The organism is Pseudomonas sp. BIGb0164, assembly GCF_024810135.1.
In the GTDB taxonomy this organism is placed as follows: Bacteria; Pseudomonadota; Gammaproteobacteria; order Pseudomonadales; family Pseudomonadaceae; genus Aquipseudomonas.
Genome location: NZ_JANUEA010000004.1, coordinates 522,841 through 546,025, shown reverse-complemented (window position 1 = coordinate 546,025; position 23,185 = coordinate 522,841). Strand labels below are relative to the sequence as shown.

The window sequence follows — 23,185 nt, the reverse complement described above, 5'->3', positions numbered from 1 at the left end:
ATCGGTTTCGCTTCGTTCATGGTTCATTCCCTCGAAACGGCTTTCCTGCGACCCCAAGACCATAGCTGCCACCTGTCAAACCCGCGAATCCGGGGGTTATCTTTTTGGGTGATATCAATATGCTATTTAGGTATTTAAATTTTAATTTTTATACCTTTAAAGTTCGCGCTACCCGACGTTACCCACGCCGGTCTGGATTGCGCTCGCTGCATTACCCCTGCGGCGTCATGGATTGCCAATGACCTTCGATTTCGCTTTTATCCTCAGCACCTTGCCGGCGTTTCTGAAAGCCGTGGGGGTGACGCTGCAAGTGGGCCTGATCGCCATTGCCACCTCCCTGCTGGTGGCGCTGATCAACGCCGCGCTGCTGGTGTTTCGCACGCCCTACGTGTCGCGCCTGGTGGCGCTGTACGTAGAGTTGGCGCGTAACACGCCGCTGCTGATCCAACTGTTTTTCGTCTACTTCGCGCTGCCGGCCCTGGGTTTCAATATCTCCGGGTTCTGGGCGGCGATCATCACCATGACGTTCCTCGGTGGCGCCTACCTCACCGAAGTGCTGCGCGCGGGCGTGGAAGCGGTGCCGCTGGCGCAGATCGAGTCGGGCAAGTCCATTGGCCTGTCGGACTGGCAACTGCTGCGCCACGTGATCCTGCCCCAGGCCGGCATCCTCAGCCTGCCGGCGCTGTTCGCCAACTTCATCTTCCTGCTCAAGGAGACCACCGTGGTGTCTGCCGTGGCGGTGCCGGAGATTCTCTACACCACCAAGAGCTACATCGCCCTCTACTACAAGACCTACGAAATGCTCGCCGTGCTGACGCTGATCTGCGTGCTGTTGTTTTTGCCGTTGTCGCTGCTGCTCAGCCGCCTGGAAAGGAGGCTCCAGCATGGCCAGTTCGGGTCTTGAGTTGTTGTGGGTGTCGTTGCCGCAACTAGCCAAGGGCGCCGCGCAAACCCTGTCGATTTCGTTGCTGAGCATCGCCTTCAGCACCGTCGGCGGCGTGTTGTACGGCGTGCTGCGCACCTTGAACAACCGGCTGATCAACGTCGTGCTGCGGGTGTACCTGGAGCTGTTCCGCGCAATCCCGGTGCTGGTGTGGTTGTACCTGCTGTTTTTTGGCCTGCCGATTTTCTTCGGGTTGAGCCTCCCGAGCTTCTGGTGCGCAGTGCTGGTGCTGTCGCTGTGGGGCGCCAGTGAAGTGGGCGAGGTGGTGCGTGGTGCGTTGCATTCGCTGCCCCGTGGCCAGCGCGAAGCCGGCTTGTCGATTGGCCTGTCCGACCCACAACTCTACGGCTATGTACTGCTGCCCCAGGCCCTCAAGCGCATGACCCCGCCGACCATCAACGTCTACACGCGCATCATCAAGACCAGCTCCCTGGCGGTGCTAATTGGCGTGGTGGATGTGATCAAGGTTGGCCAGCAAATCATCGAGCGCACCTATGAATCCGTGTTGATCTACGGCGTGCTGTTCCTGTTTTTCTTCTTTATCTGCTACCCGTTGTCGGCTGCCTCCAAGGTGCTGGAACGGCGCTGGGCCCAAGCATGAGCGCATTGATCGAGTTCCAGGGTTTCAACAAATACTTCGGCGAAGCGCAGGTGCTCAAGGGCATCGACCTGCGCGTGCAAAGCGGCGAAGTGGTGGTGATCCTCGGCCCCAGCGGCTGTGGCAAAAGCACCCTGCTGCGTTGCCTGAATGGGCTGGAAGTGGCCCACAGCGGCAGCCTGCGCTTTGCCGGCAATGAGCTGCTGGATAAAAAAACCGACTGGCGCCAGGTGCGCCAGGACATCGGCATGGTGTTCCAGAGCTACCACCTGTTCCCGCACATGAGCGTGCTCGACAACATCCTGCTCGGTCCGCTGAAAGTGCAGAAGCGCGACCCTCGCGAAGCCCGCGAGCAGGCCGAGAAACTACTGGAGCGCGTGGGCCTGGCCGACAAGCGCGACGCCTTCCCGCGCCAGCTCTCCGGCGGCCAGCAGCAACGCATCGCTATCGTCCGTTCGTTGTGCATGAACCCCCAGGTCATGCTCTTTGATGAGGTCACCGCCGCCCTCGACCCGGAGATGGTCAAGGAGGTGCTGGAAGTGATCCAAGGCCTGGCCCGTGATGGCATGACCCTGCTGATCGTCACCCACGAAATGGCCTTTGCCCGCGCCGTCGCCGACCGCGTGGTGTTTATGGAGGCCGGGTGCATCCTCGAACACAACACCCCTGAGGCATTCTTTACGAACCCGCAAACCGCACGCGCGCAGCAGTTCCTGGAGAAGTTCTCCTTTGTTTCAACACTGCCCAAGAAACCCAAGGAACTGGAGCTGATATGAAAAAGTTACTGCTGCCACTGTTGGCCGTCGCACTGCTGGCCGGCTGCGATAAAAAGGCCGAAGAGCCTGCCAAACCGGCTGCCGCTGCGGCGAGCTACCTCGATAAGATCAAGGCGCGCGACAAACTGATCGTCGGCGTGTTCACCGACAAACCGCCGTTCGGTTTTGTGAACGAAGCGGGCCGCTACGTCGGGTTTGATACCGACATCGGCCGCCAATTCGCCAAGGACCTGCTGGGCGATGAGAACAAGGTCGAGTTCGTTGCCGTCGAGCCCGCCAGCCGAATCCCGTTCCTGCAAAGCGACAAGGTCGATTTGATCCTCGCCAACATGACCGTGACCCCGGAGCGCAAGGAAGCGGTGGACTTCACCAACCCCAACCTGAAAGTCGCGGTGCAGGCCCTGGTGCCAAACGACAGTGCGGTGAAAAGCCTGGATGACCTGGCCACCCGCACCACCATCGTCACCACTGGCACCACCGCCGATATCTGGCTGACCAAGAACCACCCAGACTGGAAACTGCTCAAGTTCGAGAAAAACTCCGAATCGCTGCAAGCGCTGTCGGCAGGTCGTGGCGATGCCTATGCCCAGGATAACCTGGTGCTGTTCAGCTGGGCCAAGCAGAACCCGGGCTACCGCGTGCTGGAACAGAAACTCGGCGATGAAGCGCCGATCGCGCCAGCCGTGAAGAAAGGCAACACCGAACTGCGTGACTGGGTGAATGCCGAGTTGGCCAAGTTGGGTGAGGAGAAGTTCCTGCTCAAGCTGTACGACCAATATGTGCGCAAAGAGCTGAGCGATGACACCAAGCCTGAGAGCGTGATTGTTGAAGGCGGTAAGTGGCAGGGTTGATCAGTCAGTTATTGAGTGGCTGATCTACCGCTATCGCAGGCAAGTCGAATCGTCGCACCGCAGCTCCCACAGTTGTCCGCATTCCAAAGGTGGAACTCGGTCAAATGTGGGAGCTGCGGTGCGACGATTCGACTTGCCCGCGAAGAGGCCCTTGCAGGCGATGACTATTCCGGCCAATGCCACGCCGGCGCATCCAGAATCCCCTGCCCAACGATCTGGGTCTCTCCCAGCACCTTCTCCAGCACAATCGAATTGCACCCCTCATCCTGCTGCAACGCCGCAATCAGGCGGCTGGCATGGGACACCACCCACACCTGGCAGTGATGGGACGCCTGCATGATCAAGCGCGCCAGCGCCGGCAGCAGGTCCGGATGCAGGCTGGTTTCCGGCTCGTTCAGCACCATCATGGTCGGCGGCCGTGGCGTCAGCAGCGCCGCGATCAGCAGCAAGTAGCGCAAGGTCCCGTCCGACAACTCCGCCGCCGACAACGGCCGCAGCAAGCCTTCCTGATAGAACTCAATCGCAAAACGCCCGCCCTGCAACGGCTGGATATTCAAGCGTGCGCCGGGGAATGCATCGCTGACGGCCCGCTGCAACGCCTCGGGGTCGCCAATCTCCCGGATCGTCTGCAAGGCGGCCGCCAGGTCGCGCCCGTCGTGATGCAGCACGGGCGTGCGTGTGCCCAACTGAGGCTGACGCACCGGAGCATCCACATCGCTGCGAAAGTGATCATAAAAACGCCAGCCACGGATGCTTTCGCGCAGCAGCAACACTTCCGGCGAGCCGCGCAGGCTACCGACCTGATCAAACAGGCTGTGATAGTTGGGGGTGTGCTGGGCCAGCACATCCCAGCTTCGACCGTCGCGCGCGCGCACCATCGGTCCCGAACGCTGCACCAGCAGACTGGCTGGGCGGTAGATAGGGCCGGCCCAGATGCATTCCTTCTTCACTTCCGGGTCGAGGGAGAAAAAGGACAAGCTTGGCTCGGGCAAGCCCAGTGAAATGGCGTAGCTGAAATCGTCCCCGGCAAACCCCAGGCGCAGGCGCTTGACGCCTTGGCGCACGGTGGACTCGATGGGCACCTCGCCGTTGCGCATGCGTCGGGTGATGTTTTCCGGCCCGGCCCAGAAGGTGGAGTCCAGCCCACCCTCTCGGGCCAATGCATTGATCACCCCGCCCTGGGCGGTTTCGGCCAGCAGGCGCAGGGCGCGGTACAAGTTGGACTTGCCGCTGCCATTGGGGCCGGTGACCAGGTTGAGCCGGTCCAGGGGCACCACCAATTTATTGATCGAGCGGTAATTGGCCACCGCGAGGGTTTTCAGCATGAGAGGTGCCGCGATTGAAGGAAGACTGCATGTTACCTGTGAGAGCACGGAGGATGAGTGTCGGAAATATCTTGAGTCTTCGCCAGTTGTACACCTGCAACGTGGAACCCTGATCTAAGCTCACAGTCGCATACACACTGGCACGTCGGCATCACGCATAAGGAGCCTGCATGGGCGGTCGTACTTCCACATTGATCTTCGGACTTGGCCTACTGACGCTGTTGAGCGGCTGCGGCCAGGAAAAGGCCGAACCCAAGGCCCATTCCCGGGTGTTTGTGCAAACCGTGCAGTCGGCGGATTTTGCCGCGGCGGTCACCCTCACGGGCGATGTCCAGGCCCGGGTGCAAACCGACCTGTCCTTCCGCGTCGGCGGCAAGATCATCCAGCGCATGGTGGACGTCGGCGACCGCGTGACCGCCAAGCAAGTGCTGGCCAAGCTCGATCCCAAGGATCTGCAGACCAACGTCGATTCCGCCCAGGCCCAGGTCGTGGCCGAGCAGGCGCGAGTCAAACAGACTGCCGCCGCCTTTGTGCGCCAGGAAAAGCTGCTGCCCAAGGGCTACACCAGCCGCAGCGAGTACGACGCCGCCCAGGCTGCATTGCGCAGCAGCCAAAGCGCGCTGGCTGCCGCCCAGGCCCAATTGGCCAATGCCCGCGAACAGCTGGGCTACACCGCGTTGATTGCTGACGCGCCGGGTGTGATCACTGCGCGCCAGGCCGAAGTGGGCCAGGTGGTGCAGGCCACCGTGCCGATTTTCAGTCTGGCCCAAGACGGCGAGCGCGATGCGGTGTTCAACGTGTATGAGTCGCTGCTGGTGGAGCCACCACCCGACGCGCCGATCACCGTCAGCCTGCTGGAGAACCCCAGCATCAAGGCCGTGGGCAAAGTGCGCGAAGTCACGCCAGCCGTGGCCGCCAACACCGGCACCGTGCAAGTGAAGATTGCCCTGCAGGCGCTGCCTAAAGGCATGGAGCTGGGCTCGGTGGTCAGCGCCACCGCCAATGGCCCGGCCAAACCCAGCATCGAACTGCCCTGGGCAGCGCTCACCAAAGACCTCAACGAACCGGCCGTGTGGTTGATCGACGGTGACGGCAAGGCGCAATTGCACAAGGTCACGGTGGCGCGGTACCTCACGGGCAAAGTGATCATTGGCGATGGACTCAAAGGCGGCGAAAAGGTCGTGGTGGCGGGCGGGCAGTTGCTGCACCCCGGCATGGTGGTCGAGATCGCGCAGCAAGGAGTCCAGCCATGAAGCGCCTGACGGCGGTACTCGCCGCCAGCCTGTTGCTGGTCGCGTGCTCCAAGGAAGAGGCGCCACCGGAGCCCGTGCGCCCGGTGCTGTCCATGGAGGTGAAAGCCGAAGACCAGGAAAACCTCGGTCGCTTCGCGGGCACCATCCAGGCGCGCTATGAGAGCAACCTGGGTTTCCGTGTGCCAGGCCGCATCGCCCGCCGCGCCGTGGATGTGGGCGCCGAAGTGGAGAAGGGCGCCTTGCTCGCAGTGCTCGACCCTACCGACCAGCAGAACCAGTTGCGCGCCGCCCAGGGCGACCTGGCCCGGGTGCAGGCGCAGTACATCAATGCCCAGGCCAATGCCCGTCGTCAGCAAGAGCTGTTTAACCGTGGCGTCGGTGCCCAGGCCCAGTTGGACGTGGCCCAGACCGACCTGAAAACCACCCAGGCGTCCCTTGACCAGGCCCAGGCTTCGGTCAACCAGGCCAAGGACCAGCTCAACTACGCCGAACTGCGCACCGACCACGCCGGCATCGTCACCACCTGGAATGCCGAGGCTGGCCAGGTGGTCAGCGCCGGCCAGCAAGTGGTGACCCTGGCCCGCCCGGACATCAAGGAAGCGGTGATTGATCTGCCGGCCGGGCTGGCTGAGCGCCTGCCGCCCGACGTGGTGTTCCTGGTCGCCGAGCAGCTCGATCCCAACGTGCACACCACCGCCATCGTGCGCGAGATCGAGCCTCAGGCCCAAAGCGCCACGCGCACCCGTCGCGCGCGCTTGACCCTGGCCGAGACACCACCCGCATTCCGCCTGGGCACGGCGATCAGCGTGACCTTGAGCACCGCCATCGCGCCGCGTATCGAGTTGCCCTTGAGCGCCTTGCAGGAGGTCGACGGCAAAACGCGTATCTGGCTGCTCGACACCGCAAGCCAAACGGTGCAACCGCGTGACGTCACCGTCGTCAGCCGCGATGGCGCCAGTGCCGTGCTCAACGGCGGCGTCAAACCCGGTGAGCGCATTGTCACCGCTGGCGTGAACAGCCTGAAGCCTGGGCAAAAAGTCAAAATCGACGAGGACAGCCCGCGATGAAAGGGAGCTTCAATTTATCCGACTGGGCCCTCAAGCATCAGTCCTTCGTCTGGTACCTGATGTTCGTCGCGCTGCTGATGGGCGTGTTCTCGTACATGAACCTGGGCCGCGAGGAAGACCCCTCGTTCACCATCAAGACCATGGTGATCCAGACCCGCTGGCCGGGCGCGACCCAGGAAGAAACCCTCAAGCAGGTCACTGACCGCATCGAGAAAAAACTCGAGGAGCTCGACGCCCTCGACTACGTGAAGAGCTACACCCGGCCGGGTGAGTCCACGGTGTTCGTGTTCTTGAAGGACACCACCAGCGCCAAGGACATCCCCCATATCTGGTACCTGGTGCACAAGAAAATCGACGACATTCGCGGCACCTTCCCCCAGGGTTTGCAGGGGCCGTCATTCAACGATGAGTTCGGTGACGTATTCGGCTCGGTGTACGCGTTCACTGGCGACGGCCTGACGATGCGCCAGTTGCGCGACTACGTGGAGCAGGTGCGCGCCGAGATCCGTTCGGTGCCGGGGCTGGGCAAGGTCGAGATGATCGGCCAGCAAGATGAAGTGATTTACCTGAACTTCTCCACACGCAAACTTGCCGCCTTGGGGATCGACCAGCGCCAAGTCGTGCAGAGCCTGCAATCGCAGAACGCGGTCACGCCAGCCGGGGTGATCGAGGCCGGGCCGGAGCGGATTTCGGTGCGTACCTCGGGGCAGTTTGCCTCGGAGAAAGACCTGGCCAACGTCAACCTGCGGCTCAACGACCGCTTTTATCGCTTGGCGGATGTTGCCGAGATCAGCCGTGGCTACGTCGACCCGGCGCGGCCGATGTTCCGTTTCAATGGCAAGCCAGCCATCGGTTTGGCGATTGCCATGCAGAAGGGCGGCAATATCCAGTCGTTCGGCAAGGCCCTGCATGAGCGCATGGACGAGCTGACCGCCGACCTGCCGGTGGGCGTGGGCGTGCACAAGGTGTCCGACCAGGCCGAAGTGGTGGAAGAGGCCGTCGGCGGCTTTACCAGCGCGCTGTTCGAAGCCGTGATTATCGTGCTGGTGGTGAGCTTCATCAGCCTGGGCATGCGCGCAGGGTTGGTGGTGGCCTGCTCGATTCCACTGGTGTTGGCGCTGGTGTTCGTGTTCATGGAGTACAGCGGCATCACCATGCAGCGGGTGTCGCTCGGCGCGCTGATCATCGCCCTGGGCCTGTTAGTGGACGACGCGATGATCACCGTGGAGATGATGATCACACGGCTGGAAAAAGGCGAAACCAAGGAACAGGCGGCGACCTACGCCTACACCTCCACGGCGTTCCCGATGCTCACCGGTACGCTGGTGACCGTGGCCGGCTTTGTGCCGATAGGCCTCAACGCCAGTTCGGCGGGCGAGTACACCTTCACCCTGTTCGCGGTGATTGCCGTGGCGATGCTGGTGTCGTGGGTGGTGGCGGTGTTGTTCGCGCCGGTGATCGGCGTGCACATTCTCAGTGCCAACGTGAAACCCCACGATGCCGAACCGGGGCGGATTGGCCGCGCGTTCAACGGCGGCATGCTCTGGGCGATGCGCAACCGCTGGTGGGCCATTGGTATCACCGTGGCGCTGTTCGTGGCGTCTGTATTCTCGATGCAGTTCGTGCAGAACCAGTTCTTTCCGTCATCCGACCGCCCGGAAATCCTTGTCGACCTGAACCTGCCGCAAAACGCCTCGATCAACGAGACGCGCAAGGCCGTCGACCGCCTGGAAGCGATCATCAAGGACGACCCGGACATCGCCCGTTGGAGCACCTACATCGGCCAGGGTGCGATTCGTTTCTACCTGCCCCTCGACCAGCAACTGGAAAACCCTTACTACGCGCAGCTGGTGATCGTGAGCAAGGGCCTGGAAGAACGCGGCGCCTTGATTGCGCGCCTGCAAAAACGCCTGCGTGATGACTTCGTCGGCATCGGCAGCTATGTGCAGCCACTGGAAATGGGCCCGCCTGTGGGGCGGCCGATCCAGTATCGCGTGTCGGGCAAAGACATCGACCAAGTGCGCAAGCACGCCATCGAGCTGGCGACCTTGCTGGATAAAAACACCCACCTGGGCGAGATCATCTACGACTGGAACGAGCCGGGCAAAGTGCTGCGCGTGGACATTGCGCAAGACAAGGCGCGCCAATTGGGGCTGTCGTCGGAAGACGTGGCGCAGTTGATGAACAGCGTGGTCAGCGGCGCCTCGGTGACCCAGGTGCACGATGACATCTACCTGATCAACGTGGTCGGCCGCGCCGAAGATGCCGAGCGCGGCACCCCGGAAACCTTGCAGAACCTGCAGATTGTCACGCCCAACGGCACGTCGATCCCGCTGCTGGCGTTTGCCACCGTGCGTTACGAGCTGGAGCAACCGCTGGTGTGGCGTCGCGACCGCAAGCCGACCATCACCATCAAGGCCTCGGTGCGCGACGAGATGCAGCCTACCGACCTGGTGAAGCAGCTGGCGCCGACCATCGAGCAATTCAGCGCCGGCTTGCCGGTGGGCTACAAGGTCGCCACCGGTGGCACCGTGGAAGAAAGCGGCAAGGCCCAGGGGCCGATTGCCAAGGTGGTGCCGCTGATGCTGTTCCTGATGGCGACCTTCCTGATGATCCAGCTGCACAGCGTGCAGAAGATGTTCCTGGTGGCCAGCGTCGCGCCGCTGGGCTTGATCGGCGTGGTGCTGGCGCTGATTCCCACGGGCACGCCCATGGGCTTTGTGGCGATCCTGGGCATCCTGGCGCTGATCGGCATCATCATCCGCAACTCGGTGATTCTGGTGACGCAGATCCACGAGTACGAACTGGCTGGCTACACGCCGTGGGACGCGGTGGTGGAAGCCACCGAGCACCGGCGCCGACCGATCTTGCTCACCGCGGCGGCGGCGAGCCTGGGCATGATCCCCATCGCCCGTGAAGTGTTCTGGGGGCCGATGGCCTACGCGATGATTGGCGGCATCATCATTGCCACGTTGCTGACCCTGTTGTTCCTGCCGGCGCTGTATGTGGCCTGGTACAAGATCCGCGAACCGAAGCAGGAACATCAGGAAAAACGTGGTTAAACCTGTGGGAGCTGGCTTGCCTGCGATAGCGGTCTACCCGTCAGCGAATGAGTGGCTGACGCACCGCTATCGCAGGCAAGCCCGCTCCCACAGTTGGATATTTATGCTGTAGGAAGTATCTCGAAATACCTTTCGTTCCTCCTGCTAGCCCCCGGGTGTTTTACCCTCGACCCCCCTTCGGCACAGGATGAGCACCATGAACTGGCAACATCATTTCCTACTGGCCTGCACGCTCCTTCTCTCTCCACTGGTCTCTGCTGCCACGGTCCTGGAAAACCCTCAGTGGCGCGTCGAGCTCGACCCCGCCACCCTGGGCATCCGCGTCACACCCAGCGGCCAGTCGTCGGTGCAGGCTTCAAGCGGCGTGCAGGCGCACGTCGTCAGTCAACTTTCACATAATCAGCAGCAGGCCAGCTGGCAGTGGGATGAGGGCGCCTTTCGTATCACTGCCACCCTTGAGCAACGTGACTTGCTGCTGTCCCTCCACGCACGGGAGCCCGGCGCACTGGCGATCCTCCAGCAACCGGCCAGTGCCATTGGACGCGGTGTGATGTGGCCATTGGCCGAAGGGCATTACGTGCCGGCCGATAACCCGGTGTGGAAGGCCTTCCTGCTGGACCAGGGCGAGCTCAACACCACCCAGGACCTCAGCCTGCCCCTCTGGGGCCTGGACCATGGCGGTTTCACCCTGAATTGGCTGCTGACCAACCCCTACAACAACCGCCTGCACTGGCAGGAAGGCATGGTCCTGTCATTGGCCCATGAGTTCACCTCGCTCGATCCCTCTGCACCGATGACCCTGCTGTTGCACCTGGGCGACGCCGACCCGTTGGCCGGTGCCAAGCGCTATCGCCAATGGTTGGTGGAGCAGGGCCGCTATGAATTGTTGGCAGACAAGTTTCGGCAAACGCCCGAAGCGCAAAAACTGCTGGGCGCCAGCCATGTGTACCTGTGGGGCAATGATCTGCTGGAATCGAGCGACGTGCGTGACTGGCCGCTGTTGCTCAAGCGCTTGCGTGGCCATGAACTCAAAGGCTTGCTGGACAAGGAGGCGGCAAAGGTTCTGGCGCAGACGTCGGCGCTCAATCGCTACGAGCAGGGCGTGTTGCTCCGGGGCCTTAACGCCGCGATCAACAAGAAAGCCCGGCAGCGCTGGCAGGTCGAGGAACCCGATATGACGCAGCTCGCTGCCCGCTACGGCGAGCTGCGCGCCGAATTGGCCGTGGCGTTTGCCGGAGCATTGAGTGATACGCCGGGAACCTGGGGCGGCCAGACGATTGAGGCGCTGCGTCAATCCGGCCTGCAACGCCTGTTGCTGACCCTTGGCGAAGGCTGGGAAGGTGGCCTCTGGCACCCCGAAGCGATTCGCTCAGGTGTCGCTGCCGGTTACCTCATGGCGCCCTACGACTCCTATGAAACCGCCTTGTCCGCCACCGAAAACCCGGACTGGACCACCGCGCACCTGGGCAGTAAGGCCTACCGCGACTGCGCGATCGTGTTGAAGAGCGGCACGTTGAAAACCGGCTTCCAGCAATCGGGCCACTACACCGACCCCCGTTGCGTAAGGCCCTTGCTGGAAGACCGGGTGAAGGCCGTGCAGGCCAAGTCCGGTTTCAACGCCTGGTTCCTCGATGCGTACGCGACAAGCATGGTGTTCGACAGCTATCGCGACAGCGCGCCGATGTCCCAGGCACAGAATGCCCAAGGCAATATCGACGCCTCCCGGTGGATCAATACGGTGCTCAAGCTGCCGGCCGGTTCCGAAGACGGCAACGCCATCACCGCCCAGGGCATCCTGTTTGCCCATGGCATGCAGACGCCGGTGATGGGCTGGGGTGACCAGGACATGACCAAAGATAAGCAATCACCCTATTACGTGGGTAACTGGTACCCGCCGGAGCAACCTGCGGTGTTCTTCAAGCAAGTGCCGTTGAAGGAGCCGTTTCGCACGGTGTATTTCGAGCCGAGTATGCGCCTGCCGTTGTACCAGGCGGTGTTCCACGGGTCGGTCATCACCACGCATCACTGGCTGTTCGACAGCCTGAAGCTGAGCAATGTGCGGGCAGAGAACGAGTTGACCCAGCTGCTCTACAACGTGCCGCCGCTGTATCACCTGAGTGCCGGGACGGTTAAGCAGCGATTGCCCATCATTCAACGCCAGGACGCGTTTTTCCGCCCGTTGCATCAACGCTTGGCCACGCAGGAAATGACGGGCTTTCGGTGGCTGACAGCCGATCGGCGTGTGCAGGAAACCACCTTTGCAGATGGCACGCGGTTGATCGCCAATTTTGCCGAGCGCAGTGTGACGGCGTTGGTGGTGGGCGAAGATCCAGTGGTGTACCAGGTGAAATAGCTATCGCAGGCAAGCCAGCGCCTACAGGGGAACGCATTCCAACTGTGGGAGCTGGCGTGCCTGCGATGAGGCCGGCCCAGACGCAAAAAATCTAAATTTTTCGCCACACACTCGCCAACCACGGCTGCTGCTCCCGAGGCAACCCCGCCGGCCGGTAGTAATGCTCCAGCTCTTCAAACCCGGCCTCGGTCAACACCACCCGCCACGCTTCAAGGTCGTGATAAGACCCATACCGTGGCCCATTCCAGCCTTCCTGGTTCTCACCCCGAGGATTGGAGCTGAACAATACGCCGCCAGGCTTCAACGCCCCATGCAGCTGCTTGAGCACGCGCGGCAACTCCTGCTTGGGAACATGAAACAGCACGGCGTTGGCAAAGATCCCGTCGAAGCGTTCGGCCGGCAGGTCCAGCTTGAGGAAGTCCTGTTGCAGCACTTCACAGCCACTGTCTTCACGCGCCATCTGCGCAAAGCGCTCTGAGCCGTCCAGCCCTACGGCAATGTGCCCCATGCGCGTGAACGTCTGCAAATCCCGCCCCGGCCCGCAGCCGAAATCCAGCACAGTAAAGGGCGCCGTGCCTTGGATATGCCGCAGCAGCGCGTCGATGTTCTGGCTCACATCATGATCGCGGGTGCCTTCACGGAAGTCCTCGGCCACCTTGTTGTAGTGGCCGAGGGTGGTGGAGGTAATCTGGTCGAGGTCGTCGGGTTTGAGGGACATGGCAAGTGATACCGGGCGCTGAGATGTCCCGACTATACCTCACCGCTTGTTCAACACCCGCGCCAACCGATCACCCCCCAACTGAATCACCGCCACCAGAATCACCAACAACACGATCACCGTGAGCATGATCTGCGTATCAAAGCGCTGATAACCATAGCGGTAGGCGATATCACCCAGCCCACCTGCGCCAATCGCCCCCGCCATCGCCGACGAGTTGATCATGGTCACCAACGTGATGGTGAACCCGCCGACAATCCCCGGCAGCGCTTCTGGCAACAGCACATGCCAGATGATGTGCCAGCGTCGGCAGCCCATGGCTTGTGCGGCTTCGATCAGGCCATGGTCGACCTCGCGCAAGCTCACCTCGGCGATCCGCGCAAAGAACGGTGTGGCGGCGATGGTCAGCGGCACGACGGCGGCCCATACGCCATAGGTGGTGCCGACGATCAGCCGCGTGAAGGGGATCAAGGCCACCATCAGGATCAAAAACGGAATAGAGCGGAACAGATTGACGAACGCCCCCAGCACGCGGTTAAGCGTCGGGGCCTGGTAAATACCGCCCTTGTCGCTGGTCACCAGGAACACCGCCAGCGGAATCCCCACCAGCAACGCTATCAGCGACGACACGCCCACCATCAGCAAGGTGTCGATGGCGCCCTGCACTAAACGATCAAACCACATAGCCCAGCACCTCTGCGTGTTGTGCCCAATTGCCGGCGCGGGTGCACAGTTCTTCGGGCGTGTGGGGCGAGCCGCTCACCGCCAGCAGCAGTTGCCCGAGGGCGTGGCCCTGGATGCGTTCCACGCCGCCTTGCAGCAAGCGCACCCGCCCGCCGAGGGCGCTGAACAGCGCAGCCAGGTCCGGCTCATCGGTGTCGCTGCCGGTGAACTGCAAGCGCAGTACCACCGCGGCCTCCGCCGACGTCGGGCTGGCTTGCAAACGGTTTTGCAGTTCTTCCGGCAGCCCATGTTGCAGCGGCGCCAGCAGGGTCTTGCTGACCTCGTGCTGCGGGTTGCCAAATACTTGCCACACCGGGCCTTGCTCGACGATACGCCCGTGTTCGAGCACCACCACGCGGTCGCAAATCTCGCGGATCACTGCCATTTCGTGGGTGATCAGCACGATGGTCAAACCCAGGCGTTTGTTGATCTCACGCAGCAGGCCGAGGATCGACTGGGTAGTCTCCGGGTCGAGGGCCGAGGTGGCCTCGTCGCACAGCAAAATTTCAGGGTCGTGTACCAGCGAGCGGGCGATGCCCACCCGTTGTTTCTGCCCACCGGACAGCTGCGCAGGGTAAGACGTGTGCTTATCCTGCAAGCCCACCAGTTCCAGCAGCTCGCGTACCTTCTGCTCGCGTTGCAGTTTCGGCATGCCGGCCACTTTCAGCGGTAGCTCGACGTTCTGCCACACCGTCTTGGCCGACATCAGGTTGAAGTGCTGGAAGATCATGCCGATGCGCCGGCGCAGCGCCACCAAGCGGTCTTCGTCGAAGTCGCCGATGTCCACTTGGTCGATCAGCACGCGTCCGCTGCTGGGCTGCTCCAGGCGGTTGATGGTACGGATCAGCGACGACTTACCGGCGCCGCTGCGGCCGATGATGCCGAACACTTCACCACGCTGGATCGCCAGGTCGATGCCTTGCAAGGCATGCACGGCGCCGTCGTAGGTCTTGCCCAGGTTGATAAAGCGTACATGGGCACGGTTCAGGTCGGGGTGCAGTTCAGTCTGCTCGGCGTCCCTGGGCGGCAAGCCCAGGTCGCGCAGTTGGGCATGGGCGGCGGTCATTTTTTATCTTCCCAGCCGACCTGGTAGAGCTTGCCCAGGGATTTATCCAGCGCAGCACGCACCACCGGCGAGTGCTGGTAGATGTCGACGAACTTGATCACGCGCGGGTCGGTTTTGCTTTTCGGCTGGATCACGAACTGGATCACGTATTCCGGGTGGTCGAGGCCGTCGAACAGCAGCGCCGACTCCGCGTCGAAGGTCTTGGACAGGCGGATGTACGCCGGGTAGCCCTGCACCAGGTCGGCGTCGTCATAGGCACGCACCAGTTGCACGGCCTCGACTTGCAGGATCTTGATCTTTTTCGGGTTGGAAACGATGTCTTCTTCGGTGGCCTTGTAGCCCACGCCCGGCTTGAGGGTGATCAGCCCGGCCTTGGCCAGCAGTTGCAAGCCACGCCCGCTGTTGATCGGGTCGTTGGCGATGGCCACGCTGGCGCCCTGGGGCAGGTCGTTGATGCTTTTGTACTGCTTCGAATACAGGCCGACGTTGTTGATGATGCCCGGGGCGTAGGGCACCAGGTCAAAGCCTGCGGCAGCCTTGGCGTTTTCCAGGAATGGGATGTGCTGGAAGTAGTTCACATCGATATCGCCGGCCGCCAGGCTGACGTTGGGGGCGATCCAGTCGGTGAACTCCACCAGCTCGACTTTCAAACCCTGCTTGCCGGCCTCGGCCACAGCGGCTTCCAGGGGGATTGCGAAGGCGGCGGTGGTGCCGATTTTCAGGGGTGCATCGGCGGCGAAGACGGCCGAGCTGAACAAACCAAACGCCAGGGCCAGTGCTTTGACTGGGTGGGTGAGCAGTGTTTTTTTCATCATCATTTTCCAGTCATAAGGTGTCGGTATTAACAATGCGGTCCACTGTGGGAGCTGGCTTGCCTGCGATAGCGGTCTATCAGTTGCAGGTGCTTTTGCTGACACACCGCTATCGCAGGCAAGCCAGCTCCCACATTTTTTGTGGTTCACAGTTTTGGTTCAGTGGCGGTAGGTAGAACCGGTGTGTTGTTCGGGCAGGCGCGCGCCGTTGTGAAAGACTTTTTCCCGCAGCGTGCCGGCCTCGTAGGCGGTCTTGTACGACCCGCGCTTCTGCAGCTCCGGCACCACCAGGTCGATGAAGTCCACATAGCTTTCCGGCGTGACGATGCGCGTCAGGTTGAAACCATCCAGCCCAGTCTCGGCGATCCACGACTCCAGCTCATCCGCCACCTGCTCGGGCGAGCCGACCAGGGTGATGTAGCGGCCGCCCAGGGCGTGCTGCTCGAGCAACTTGCGTCGGGTCCAGTCGTTGTTCTGCAGGTTTTTGGTGGCCGACTGGATCGCGTTGCTCTTCACGTACTGGATCGGTTCGTCCAGTTCGTATTGAGAAAAGTCGATGGCCGTGGAGGCCGAGAAGTGCGCCACGCCGGCTTCCGCGCTGGCATAGCTCAGGTACTCGGCGTGCTTGGCCCAGGCCAGCGCTTCGGTGGCGCCCACGATCACATTGAGGCCCATGAACACCTTGATGTCGTCCGGGTTACGCCCCGCCTCGACGGCGCTGGCGCGTACCTTGTCCACCTGTACTTTGGTCGAGGCCTTGTTCTGCCCGCTGATGAACACGCACTCGGCATGACGCCCGGCGAACAGCAAACCGCGATCCGAACTGCCGGCCTGGAACAGCACCGGGGTGCGCTGCGGCGAGGGTTCGCACAGGTGATAACCCTCCACCTGGTAGAACTCGCCGTGGTGCTCGACCTTGTGCACCTTGCCGGGCTGGGCATACACCCGCGCCTGCGGATCGTTGAGCACCGCGTCGTCTTCCCAGCTGCCTTCCCAGAGTTTGTAGAGCACCTCCAGGTACTCATCGGCCTGGTCATAACGGCGGTCGTGCTCGACCTGCTCGGTCAGGCCCATGGCCTTGGCCGCGCTGTCGAGGTAGCCGGTGACGATATTCCAGCCCACGCGGCCACGGCTCAGGTGGTCGAGCGTGGACATGCGCCGGGCGAACAGATACGGCGGTTCGTAGGTGAGGTTGGCGGTGAGGCCGAAGCCAAGGTTCTGGGTCACGGCGGCCATGGCCGAGACCAACAGCAACGGGTCATTCACCGGCAACTGGATCGACTCTTTGAGCGGCACGTCGATGGAGTTCTGATAGACGTCATACACCCCGACGATATCGGCGATGAACAACCCGTCGAACAGTCCGCGCTCCAGGGTCTTGGCCAGGTCGGTCCAGTATTCGATGGTTTTATACTGGGTGGACGTGTCCCGTGGGTGCGTCCACAGGCCGTGGTTGATATGCCCGATGCAGTTCATGTTGAAGGCATTGAGCAGGATCTTTTTCTTGGTCATCAAATGGTCCCCCGCAGTGGCGGGTTTGCATCGTTGAGGTAGTAATTGCCCACCGCGTGGTACTTCCAGCGCACCGGGTCGTGCAGCGTATGCACGCGGGCGTTGCGCCAGTGACGGTCCAGACCGTGCTCGGCGAGGGTCGCCTGGCTGCCGGCCAGTTCGAACAGCGTGCTACCGGCTGCCAGGGAAATCTCGGTGCTCAGGGCGCGCACTTCGGCGACGGCAATCGAGGCGGCGGCGACGGTCTCGGCGTTGCTGTCGGCCTGGGCGCGGTCAAGAATTTCGCCCGAGCGTTCCAGCAATGCTTCTGCGGCATGCAGGCGTACGCTCAGATGGCCGAAACTTTTTAGTGTCAGCGGGTCTTCGGTGGCTTTGTCGTTGCCTGAGTCGATCCACGGGCGGGTCTTGGTGCGCACAAAATGCAACGCGTCTTCAAAGGCTGCACGGGCGATGCCGGTGTCGATGGCCGCGTGAAGAATCTGCGCCAGCGGGCCGACGGTGGTCGGGCGTTCGAACGCGCTCTGGAATGCAATCACGTCCTGCGCCGCCACCCACACGTTGTCGAACACCACCGAACCGCTGCCGGTGGTGCGCTGGCCAAAGCCGCTCCAGTCGTCGATTACCGTCAGCCCTTCGCTGTCACGTGGGACAAATGCCAGTTGCTGCACGCCGTGCTCATCCACCACGGAGGTGGGGATGCGCTGGGCGTAGATCGCGCCGGTGGCGTAGAACTTGCGGCCGCTGATGCGAAAGCCATCACCGTCGCGGGTGATCGATGTAACGCGGTCGTGGGCCGTCTTGGTGCCCAGTTCCGCCAGGGCGTTACCAAAGCGCTGGCCCGCGAGCACTTCGGCATACAGGCGTTGTTGCTGTGCCGGGGCGCCGTTCACGCGCAGCACTTCCAGGGCGTAGAAATGGTTCTGCGGGATCTGGCCCAGCGAGGCATCCGCCTGGGCGATCAGCGCAATGACCTTGGCCAGGGTGACGTTGGACACTCCGGCGCCGCCGTATTCCTTGGGCACGCTGATGCCCCACAGGCCGGAGCGGGAGAACACGTCCAGTTCGGGCAGTGGCAGGCGGCGCTCACGGTCACGCTGGGCGCTGTCGCGACGGAAGTCTTCGGCCAGGTCGCTGGCGACAATAAGGGCTTGTTCGTCGCTGGTTATGACCGCGACGTGATGAGAAAGGGTCATGCGTATTTCTCCAGAGGTCTGGTCGGTCAAATCCAGGAATGGCGGGCCGGAAGGGTGCCATTGAGTCGAAAGGCGCCGATGGCGTGATACTTCCAGCGCACCGGGTCGTGCAGGGTGTGCACCCGGGCGTTGCGCCAGTGCCGGTCTAGGTTGAACTCGGCGAGGGTCGCGCGGCTGCCGGCCAGTTCGAAGAGCTTTTCGCTGACCAGCAGCGACACTTCGGTGGTCAGCACCTTTGCCTCGGCCACGGCAATCGAGGCGCGGGCGGCAGACTGTGCGGTGATCGGCGCGGCGCTGACCTGGTCCAGCACGTGGCCGGCCTTGCGCAGCAGCGCTTCGGCGGCGTGCAGCTCGATCTTGAGCTTGCCGATGTCAGCGATCACATACAGGTCATCGCTGGCGCGTTCGACGTTGGCGTCGACCCACGGGCGCGAACGTTCACGCACGAAGGCGATGGTGTCATCCAGCGCACCGCGTGCGATGCCCGCGTCAATGGCAGCCTGGATCAACTGCGAGACAGCGCCCTGGATATTCGGGGATTCGCCGATGCGCCAGTTTTCGACCACCAGCTCTGCGTCCACCGGTACCTGGTCCAGCAGCACCGTGCCGCTGGCAGTGGTGCGTTGGCCGAAGCCCGACCAGTCATCCACGATGCGCAGCCCTTCGGTGCCACGGCGCACGAACGCCATGATCTGCTTGCCGTCATCGTTCAGCGCCTTGACCGCGACCCAATGGGCAAACAGCGCGCCGGTGGAGTAGAACTTCTGGCCGCTGATCACATGCCCGTCACCCTTGGCGGTGATACGTGCCTTGAGTTCCAGGGTGTTCTTGGTGCCGCGTTCCGGACCGCCATTGCCGATGCGCCAGCCGTCGAGGACGCTCTGGAACAGCTGCTTTTTCTGGCGCTCGGTGGCCGCGCCCTGCAGCAGGTGCAGGATGCCGAAATGGTTCTGCGGGATCTGCCCGAGGGCCGGGTCGGCCGCACTGATGATCGCGAACACCTCGGCCAGGGTCACGAAGGACACCTGCGGGCCGCCGTATTCGCGGGGAATGGAAATACTGCCCAACCCGCTGCGGGTGAACTGTTCGATCTGTGCCCACGGCAGCTTGCGTTGGCTGTCGCGCTTGGCGGCTTGCAGGCGTGCAGCCTTGGCAAGCTCGTGGGCAGCGTCCAGTGCCTCGGCGTCGTTGCGCAGCACGGCGGCCGGCAACAGCAGGGGGGCTACATCCAGATCGCTCTGGGGGGGTGTTTGAGCTAAGTTAGACATCAGCGCCGCTCCTTGGCTGCACGTAATGCCCTGGCGTTATGCACCGGGGTAATTCTGACCATACCGACCTCGCATTCAATGAAATAAAAACAGAAAAATCAGAGATGTCCGGTGGTCCGGTGCATATACCCTAAGCGTGTTAAATCTTTAAATAAACTAACTTCTAGGAATATGCATAGAAGGGCTGTCACCCCGGTTCGCAGGGTGAGCCGGGGTGACGCGGTTGGTAGGTCGACGCGGCCCTGGCCGGCCGGGCTGGCACCTGTGGGGAACAGGCGGCGATGCTCAGCATGCGGGCCGGTGCCCAGCGTGAATTATTGCCGACCCGGTCGAGGATGCAGTACGTCACGTCCAGCCGACAGTCGTCCCCCGCCTCGACAATCACCGCCGAGGGCACCCACACCTGTACCGCCAGGCCGACGTCCCGGGCGGCTATTTTCGGCAGGTCCAGGCGCACGTCTCCCCAGCGCAAGGTGATGGCGTCACCGCAGCTCATGTTCAGGTAGGGTTCGATGGCCAGGGGGATGCCACGTCGCACCTGGCGGCCGTTGACCCCATGGCGGCGGATCGTTTCGGGCAGGTCCACCGGGGCGAGGTTCTGGTTTTCGTCACCCAGCAGCGGTGAAGGTTCGCCGCCCGGGTAATTGGTCTTGACCTTTACCCGAGCCGGGGCCGAGCGCGCGGGGCCGTAACCCACTTGCATCACCTGATAGTGCACACAAGCGCGGCCATCCTGCACAAAACTCTGCGGGACGCGCAGGTGGGTCGACATGCCGACCTTGCAGGCCGTGATCCGCCGTGAGGCGGCAAAGCAGTCGTTCCAGAACAGTTCGATCAAGTCGCCTTCCTCCATGCCGGGGTAGGGCGCAATGTCCACTTGCAATTGGGTGGCCGCCAGGGCGTTGATGCCTTCCCGATGCGCCTGGGGCAGGGTCGGGGCGGTGAGCAGGGGCGGGGTTGGGGTGCGCGTCATAAGTAATCTCCTTGATGCAGCCAGCAGCAACCGTTCCGGACCGTTGGCGCGGGTGCGCAAGGGGGCCGAAAGGAACGATTCAGTGAGTAGCCGGGATAGGATCCAATCCTCTGGGCGCTAGATAAGAGGGTTGATCGAGGAGCGTCAATGGCGGCACGGGGCTAAACGGCAGGTTGGGGGAGATTCAGAAAGGTCTGACTGGCGCGGGGATATTCGGAGGGTGATGGCGGGGTGTTTTACAGGCTGGAAGGAGCATTCCCTGTGGGACCAGCTGACCTGTAGTGAGCGGGCTTGCCCCGCGCTGGGCTGCGTAGCAGCCCCAAGATTTTTGGGAAAGCTGCGCAGCCGGCGCGGGGCGAGACCGCTCACTACAGGGCGGAGTCAGTGGGCGAGGAACTTGCTCAAAAACTGCTTGGTGCGTTCTTCCTTGGGGTTGGCGAACAGCGCCTTGGCTTCGCCTTGCTCCACGATCACGCCCTTGTCGAAGAAGATCACCCGGTTGGCGACATCGCGGGCAAAACTCATTTCGTGGGTGACGATGACCATGGTGCGGTTTTCTTCGGCGAGGCTGCGGATGGTCGCCAGCACTTCACCCACCAGTTCCGGGTCCAGTGCCGAGGTGGGTTCGTCGAACAGGATCACCTCCGGCTCCATGGCCAATGCACGGGCAATCGCCACGCGCTGTTGCTGGCCGCCGGAAAGGCGCCGTGGGTATGACGCTTCCTTGCCCGCCAGGCCAACCCTGGCCAGCAGCTTGCGACCGAGGGCGACCGCTGCGTCGCGGGGCATCTTCTTGACCACGATCGGGCCTTCGATGACATTTTCCAGCGCGGTGCGGTGGGGGAACAGGTTGAAGTTCTGGAACACAAAGCCCACGTGCTGGCGCAAGCGTCGCACCAGGCCTTGTTGCTGGTTGAGCGGCTTGCCTGTGTCGACCTCGATGTCTCCCACCTTGATGCGACCACTGGTGGGTTCTTCGAGGAAATTCAGGCAGCGCAACAAGGTGGTCTTGCCGGAACCGCTGGGGCCGATGATGGCGACGACTTCGCCTTCCTTGACCTCGAGGTCGATGCCGTTGAGCACCACCTGGCCCTTGAATTGTTTGGTCAGTTTTTCAACCACGATCATGCTTCAAGACTCCAGGTCATGCCGGTTGACCCGGTCTTCCAGGCGGTTTTGGAAGTGCGCCAGGATGCTCGCCAGAATCCAGTAGATCAGGGCGGCGGACAGGTACATGGTGAAGATTTCGAAGGTTCGCGCAGACACCAATTGGGCCTGGCGGAACAGCTCGGGCACCTGGATGGTAGCGGCCAGCGCCGTGTCCTTGACCAGCGAAATAAAGCTGTTACCCAACGGCGGCAACGCCGTGCGCATGGCTTGCGGCAGGATGGCCCGGCGCAGGGTCTGCGCGCGGGTCATGCCGATACTCGCCGCAGCTTCCCACTGGCCACGCTCGATGGAAGCAATGGCGGCCCGCAGGATTTCACAGGCATAGGCGGCCATGTTCAGCGAGAAGCCGATCAGGGCCGCCGGGATCGGATCCAGCTCGATGCCCACTTGCGGTAAGCCGTAGTAGATCAGGAACAGCTGCACCAGCAAGGGCGTGCCGCGAAAGAACGACACATAGACCCGGGCGATCCAGCTTGCCAGCTTGAAGCGCGACAGGCGCATCAAGGCCAGGCCGAAGCCCAGCAGCAAGCCGAAAAACATTCCGCCGAGGCTAAGAATCACCGTGTAGTACGCGCCCTTGAGCAGAAAGGGCGCGGAGTCCAGCGCGAGTTGGAAACCTGCTTCCATTATTCAGTGACGTCAGCGTTGAAGTATTTCTCGGACAGCTTCTTCAAGGTGCCGTCGGCGCGCAGTTTGTCGAGGGCCTTGTTCACCGCGTCGAGCAGTTCAGGCTCGCCTTTGCGCAGGGCAATACCGGCTTCCTGACGGGAGAAGGCGTCGCCGGCAGTGGCGGTGTCCGGGGCTTTCTTGGCGTATTCCAGGGCGGCCAGACGGTCGATCAGGATGGCGTCGATACGGCCGATACGCAGGTCCTGGAACTTGGTCGGGTCATCGTTATAGGTCTTGATGATGGCTTTAGGCTGGTTGTCCTTGAGCCATTGTTCGTAGTTGGTGCCCAGGCCTACACCGACTTTCTTGCCGGCCAGGTCGTCGGCGGTCTTGATGCTGTCGACGTTCTTTTTCAGGACCAGTGCCTGGATACCGGACACGGTGTAAGGCTTGGAGAAGTCGTACTTCTTCTTGCGCTCTTCAGAAATGGTGACCTGGTTGACCACGGCGTCCAGGCGCTTGGATTCCAGGGCGGCGAGGATGCCATCCCAAGGGGTGGCCTGCAGCTTGACCTTCACGCCCAGCTCTTTGGCCAGCGCTTCGGACAGTTCCACTTCAAAGCCGCTGAGCTTGCCGCTTTCGTCGACAAAGCTGAACGGTGGGTAGGTGCCTTCCAGGCCGATCTTGATCTCGCCTGCTTTCTTGATGGTGTTCAACTGCTCGCCAGCAACCGCCTGGCCCATCCACCCAGCCCCGAGGGCCAGGCCCAAAGTGCCAACCAGCAACGTACGACGCAATGCAGAAATAGTCATGAAGAGCCCCTGTGTTTTTTTATGTTGAGCGAAGCAGGTGACGCAGTAGTCGTATCCTGCCTTAAAGCGCGGTGCGCGTCTTCGCCTACGGCGTGATGATA

20 protein-coding genes are annotated in these 23,185 nt (G+C 62.2%); 8 read left to right on the top strand and 12 right to left on the bottom strand.

Annotated features, from left to right (window positions below):
- The first annotated feature begins 238 nt into the window (after positions 1 to 238).
- Genes M2394_RS13785 through M2394_RS13770 form a run of 4 tightly spaced genes read left to right on the top strand, consistent with a single transcriptional unit; the run spans position 239 to position 3,168 of the window.
- Positions 239 to 904 carry an amino acid ABC transporter permease gene (locus tag M2394_RS13785; protein WP_176997385.1) on the top strand — a complete coding sequence of 222 codons (666 nt, stop codon included), beginning with the start codon at positions 239 to 241 and terminating at the stop codon, positions 902 to 904.
- Positions 885 to 1,544 (top strand): amino acid ABC transporter permease, encoded by a 660-nt coding sequence (locus tag M2394_RS13780; RefSeq protein WP_259172837.1) that lies wholly within the window; start codon positions 885 to 887, stop codon positions 1,542 to 1,544. Before M2394_RS13785 ends, M2394_RS13780 begins: the two co-directional genes overlap by 20 nt.
- The gene (locus tag M2394_RS13775) at positions 1,541 to 2,317 is read left to right on the top strand and encodes an amino acid ABC transporter ATP-binding protein (RefSeq protein WP_259172836.1); all 777 of its coding nucleotides are present in this window, start codon (positions 1,541 to 1,543) and stop codon (positions 2,315 to 2,317) included. The genes M2394_RS13780 and M2394_RS13775 overlap by 4 nt, the downstream gene beginning before the upstream one ends.
- On the top strand, positions 2,314 to 3,168 hold the full coding sequence (locus M2394_RS13770) for a transporter substrate-binding domain-containing protein (RefSeq protein ID WP_259172835.1): 855 nt from the start codon (positions 2,314 to 2,316) through the stop codon (positions 3,166 to 3,168). The genes M2394_RS13775 and M2394_RS13770 overlap by 4 nt, the downstream gene beginning before the upstream one ends.
- Positions 3,169 to 3,332: 164 nt before the next feature.
- Here M2394_RS13770 and M2394_RS13765 read toward each other — a convergent pair whose 3' ends face one another.
- On the bottom strand, positions 3,333 to 4,493 hold the full coding sequence (locus tag M2394_RS13765) for an AAA family ATPase (protein ID WP_259172834.1): 1,161 nt from the start codon (positions 4,491 to 4,493) through the stop codon (positions 3,333 to 3,335).
- Positions 4,494 to 4,663: 170 nt separating this feature from the next.
- Here M2394_RS13765 and M2394_RS13760 point away from each other — a divergent pair, with 170 nt between their 5' ends.
- From M2394_RS13760 to M2394_RS13745, 4 genes are all read left to right on the top strand, one after another.
- Positions 4,664 to 5,746: an efflux RND transporter periplasmic adaptor subunit gene (locus M2394_RS13760; protein WP_259172833.1), complete on the top strand. Its 1,083-nt coding sequence runs from the start codon at positions 4,664 to 4,666 to the stop codon at positions 5,744 to 5,746.
- Positions 5,743 to 6,813, top strand: a complete 1,071-nt coding sequence (locus M2394_RS13755; RefSeq protein WP_259172831.1) for an efflux RND transporter periplasmic adaptor subunit — start codon at positions 5,743 to 5,745, stop codon at positions 6,811 to 6,813. Before M2394_RS13760 ends, M2394_RS13755 begins: the two co-directional genes overlap by 4 nt.
- The gene (locus M2394_RS13750; protein WP_178924372.1) at positions 6,810 to 9,875 is read left to right on the top strand and encodes an efflux RND transporter permease subunit; all 3,066 of its coding nucleotides are present in this window, start codon (positions 6,810 to 6,812) and stop codon (positions 9,873 to 9,875) included. Before M2394_RS13755 ends, M2394_RS13750 begins: the two co-directional genes overlap by 4 nt.
- A gap of 196 nt (positions 9,876 to 10,071) precedes the next feature.
- On the top strand, positions 10,072 to 12,228 hold the full coding sequence (locus tag M2394_RS13745; protein WP_259172830.1) for a glycoside hydrolase: 2,157 nt from the start codon (positions 10,072 to 10,074) through the stop codon (positions 12,226 to 12,228).
- A gap of 91 nt (positions 12,229 to 12,319) precedes the next feature.
- On the opposite strand, the gene M2394_RS13740 is transcribed toward M2394_RS13745, so the two are convergent.
- The 11 genes from M2394_RS13740 to tcyJ form a co-directional block, all read right to left on the bottom strand.
- Complete coding sequence (locus M2394_RS13740; protein WP_259172829.1) at positions 12,320 to 12,946, bottom strand: bifunctional 2-polyprenyl-6-hydroxyphenol methylase/3-demethylubiquinol 3-O-methyltransferase UbiG; 627 nt, start codon at positions 12,944 to 12,946, stop codon at positions 12,320 to 12,322.
- Between the two features lie 39 nt (positions 12,947 to 12,985).
- The gene (locus tag M2394_RS13735; protein WP_027607841.1) at positions 12,986 to 13,630 is read right to left on the bottom strand and encodes a methionine ABC transporter permease; all 645 of its coding nucleotides are present in this window, start codon (positions 13,628 to 13,630) and stop codon (positions 12,986 to 12,988) included.
- Positions 13,620 to 14,735, bottom strand: a complete 1,116-nt coding sequence (locus tag M2394_RS13730; protein ID WP_259172828.1) for a methionine ABC transporter ATP-binding protein — start codon at positions 14,733 to 14,735, stop codon at positions 13,620 to 13,622. The genes M2394_RS13735 and M2394_RS13730 overlap by 11 nt, the downstream gene beginning before the upstream one ends.
- On the bottom strand, positions 14,732 to 15,547 hold the full coding sequence (locus tag M2394_RS13725) for a MetQ/NlpA family ABC transporter substrate-binding protein (RefSeq protein ID WP_259172827.1): 816 nt from the start codon (positions 15,545 to 15,547) through the stop codon (positions 14,732 to 14,734). The genes M2394_RS13730 and M2394_RS13725 overlap by 4 nt, the downstream gene beginning before the upstream one ends.
- Positions 15,548 to 15,706: 159 nt before the next feature.
- Positions 15,707 to 17,059 carry an LLM class flavin-dependent oxidoreductase gene (locus tag M2394_RS13720; RefSeq protein WP_259172826.1) on the bottom strand — a complete coding sequence of 451 codons (1,353 nt, stop codon included), beginning with the start codon at positions 17,057 to 17,059 and terminating at the stop codon, positions 15,707 to 15,709.
- Positions 17,059 to 18,252 carry an SfnB family sulfur acquisition oxidoreductase gene (locus tag M2394_RS13715; RefSeq protein WP_259172825.1) on the bottom strand — a complete coding sequence of 398 codons (1,194 nt, stop codon included), beginning with the start codon at positions 18,250 to 18,252 and terminating at the stop codon, positions 17,059 to 17,061. Before M2394_RS13715 ends, M2394_RS13720 begins: the two co-directional genes overlap by 1 nt.
- 26 nt (positions 18,253 to 18,278) lie before the next feature.
- The gene (locus tag M2394_RS13710; RefSeq protein WP_259172824.1) at positions 18,279 to 19,520 is read right to left on the bottom strand and encodes an SfnB family sulfur acquisition oxidoreductase; all 1,242 of its coding nucleotides are present in this window, start codon (positions 19,518 to 19,520) and stop codon (positions 18,279 to 18,281) included.
- Positions 19,521 to 19,707: 187 nt separating this feature from the next.
- On the bottom strand, positions 19,708 to 20,493 hold the full coding sequence (locus M2394_RS13705) for a hypothetical protein (RefSeq protein WP_259172823.1): 786 nt from the start codon (positions 20,491 to 20,493) through the stop codon (positions 19,708 to 19,710).
- A 381-nt stretch (positions 20,494 to 20,874) separates the two neighbouring features.
- The gene (gene tcyN / locus M2394_RS13700) at positions 20,875 to 21,621 is read right to left on the bottom strand and encodes an L-cystine ABC transporter ATP-binding protein TcyN (RefSeq protein WP_259172821.1); all 747 of its coding nucleotides are present in this window, start codon (positions 21,619 to 21,621) and stop codon (positions 20,875 to 20,877) included.
- A gap of 3 nt (positions 21,622 to 21,624) precedes the next feature.
- Positions 21,625 to 22,290 carry a cystine ABC transporter permease gene (gene tcyL / locus M2394_RS13695; RefSeq protein ID WP_071482540.1) on the bottom strand — a complete coding sequence of 222 codons (666 nt, stop codon included), beginning with the start codon at positions 22,288 to 22,290 and terminating at the stop codon, positions 21,625 to 21,627.
- Positions 22,290 to 23,084 (bottom strand): cystine ABC transporter substrate-binding protein, encoded by a 795-nt coding sequence (gene tcyJ / locus M2394_RS13690; protein WP_176997368.1) that lies wholly within the window; start codon positions 23,082 to 23,084, stop codon positions 22,290 to 22,292. The genes tcyL and tcyJ overlap by 1 nt, the downstream gene beginning before the upstream one ends.
- Positions 23,085 to 23,185: the final 101 nt, after the last annotated feature.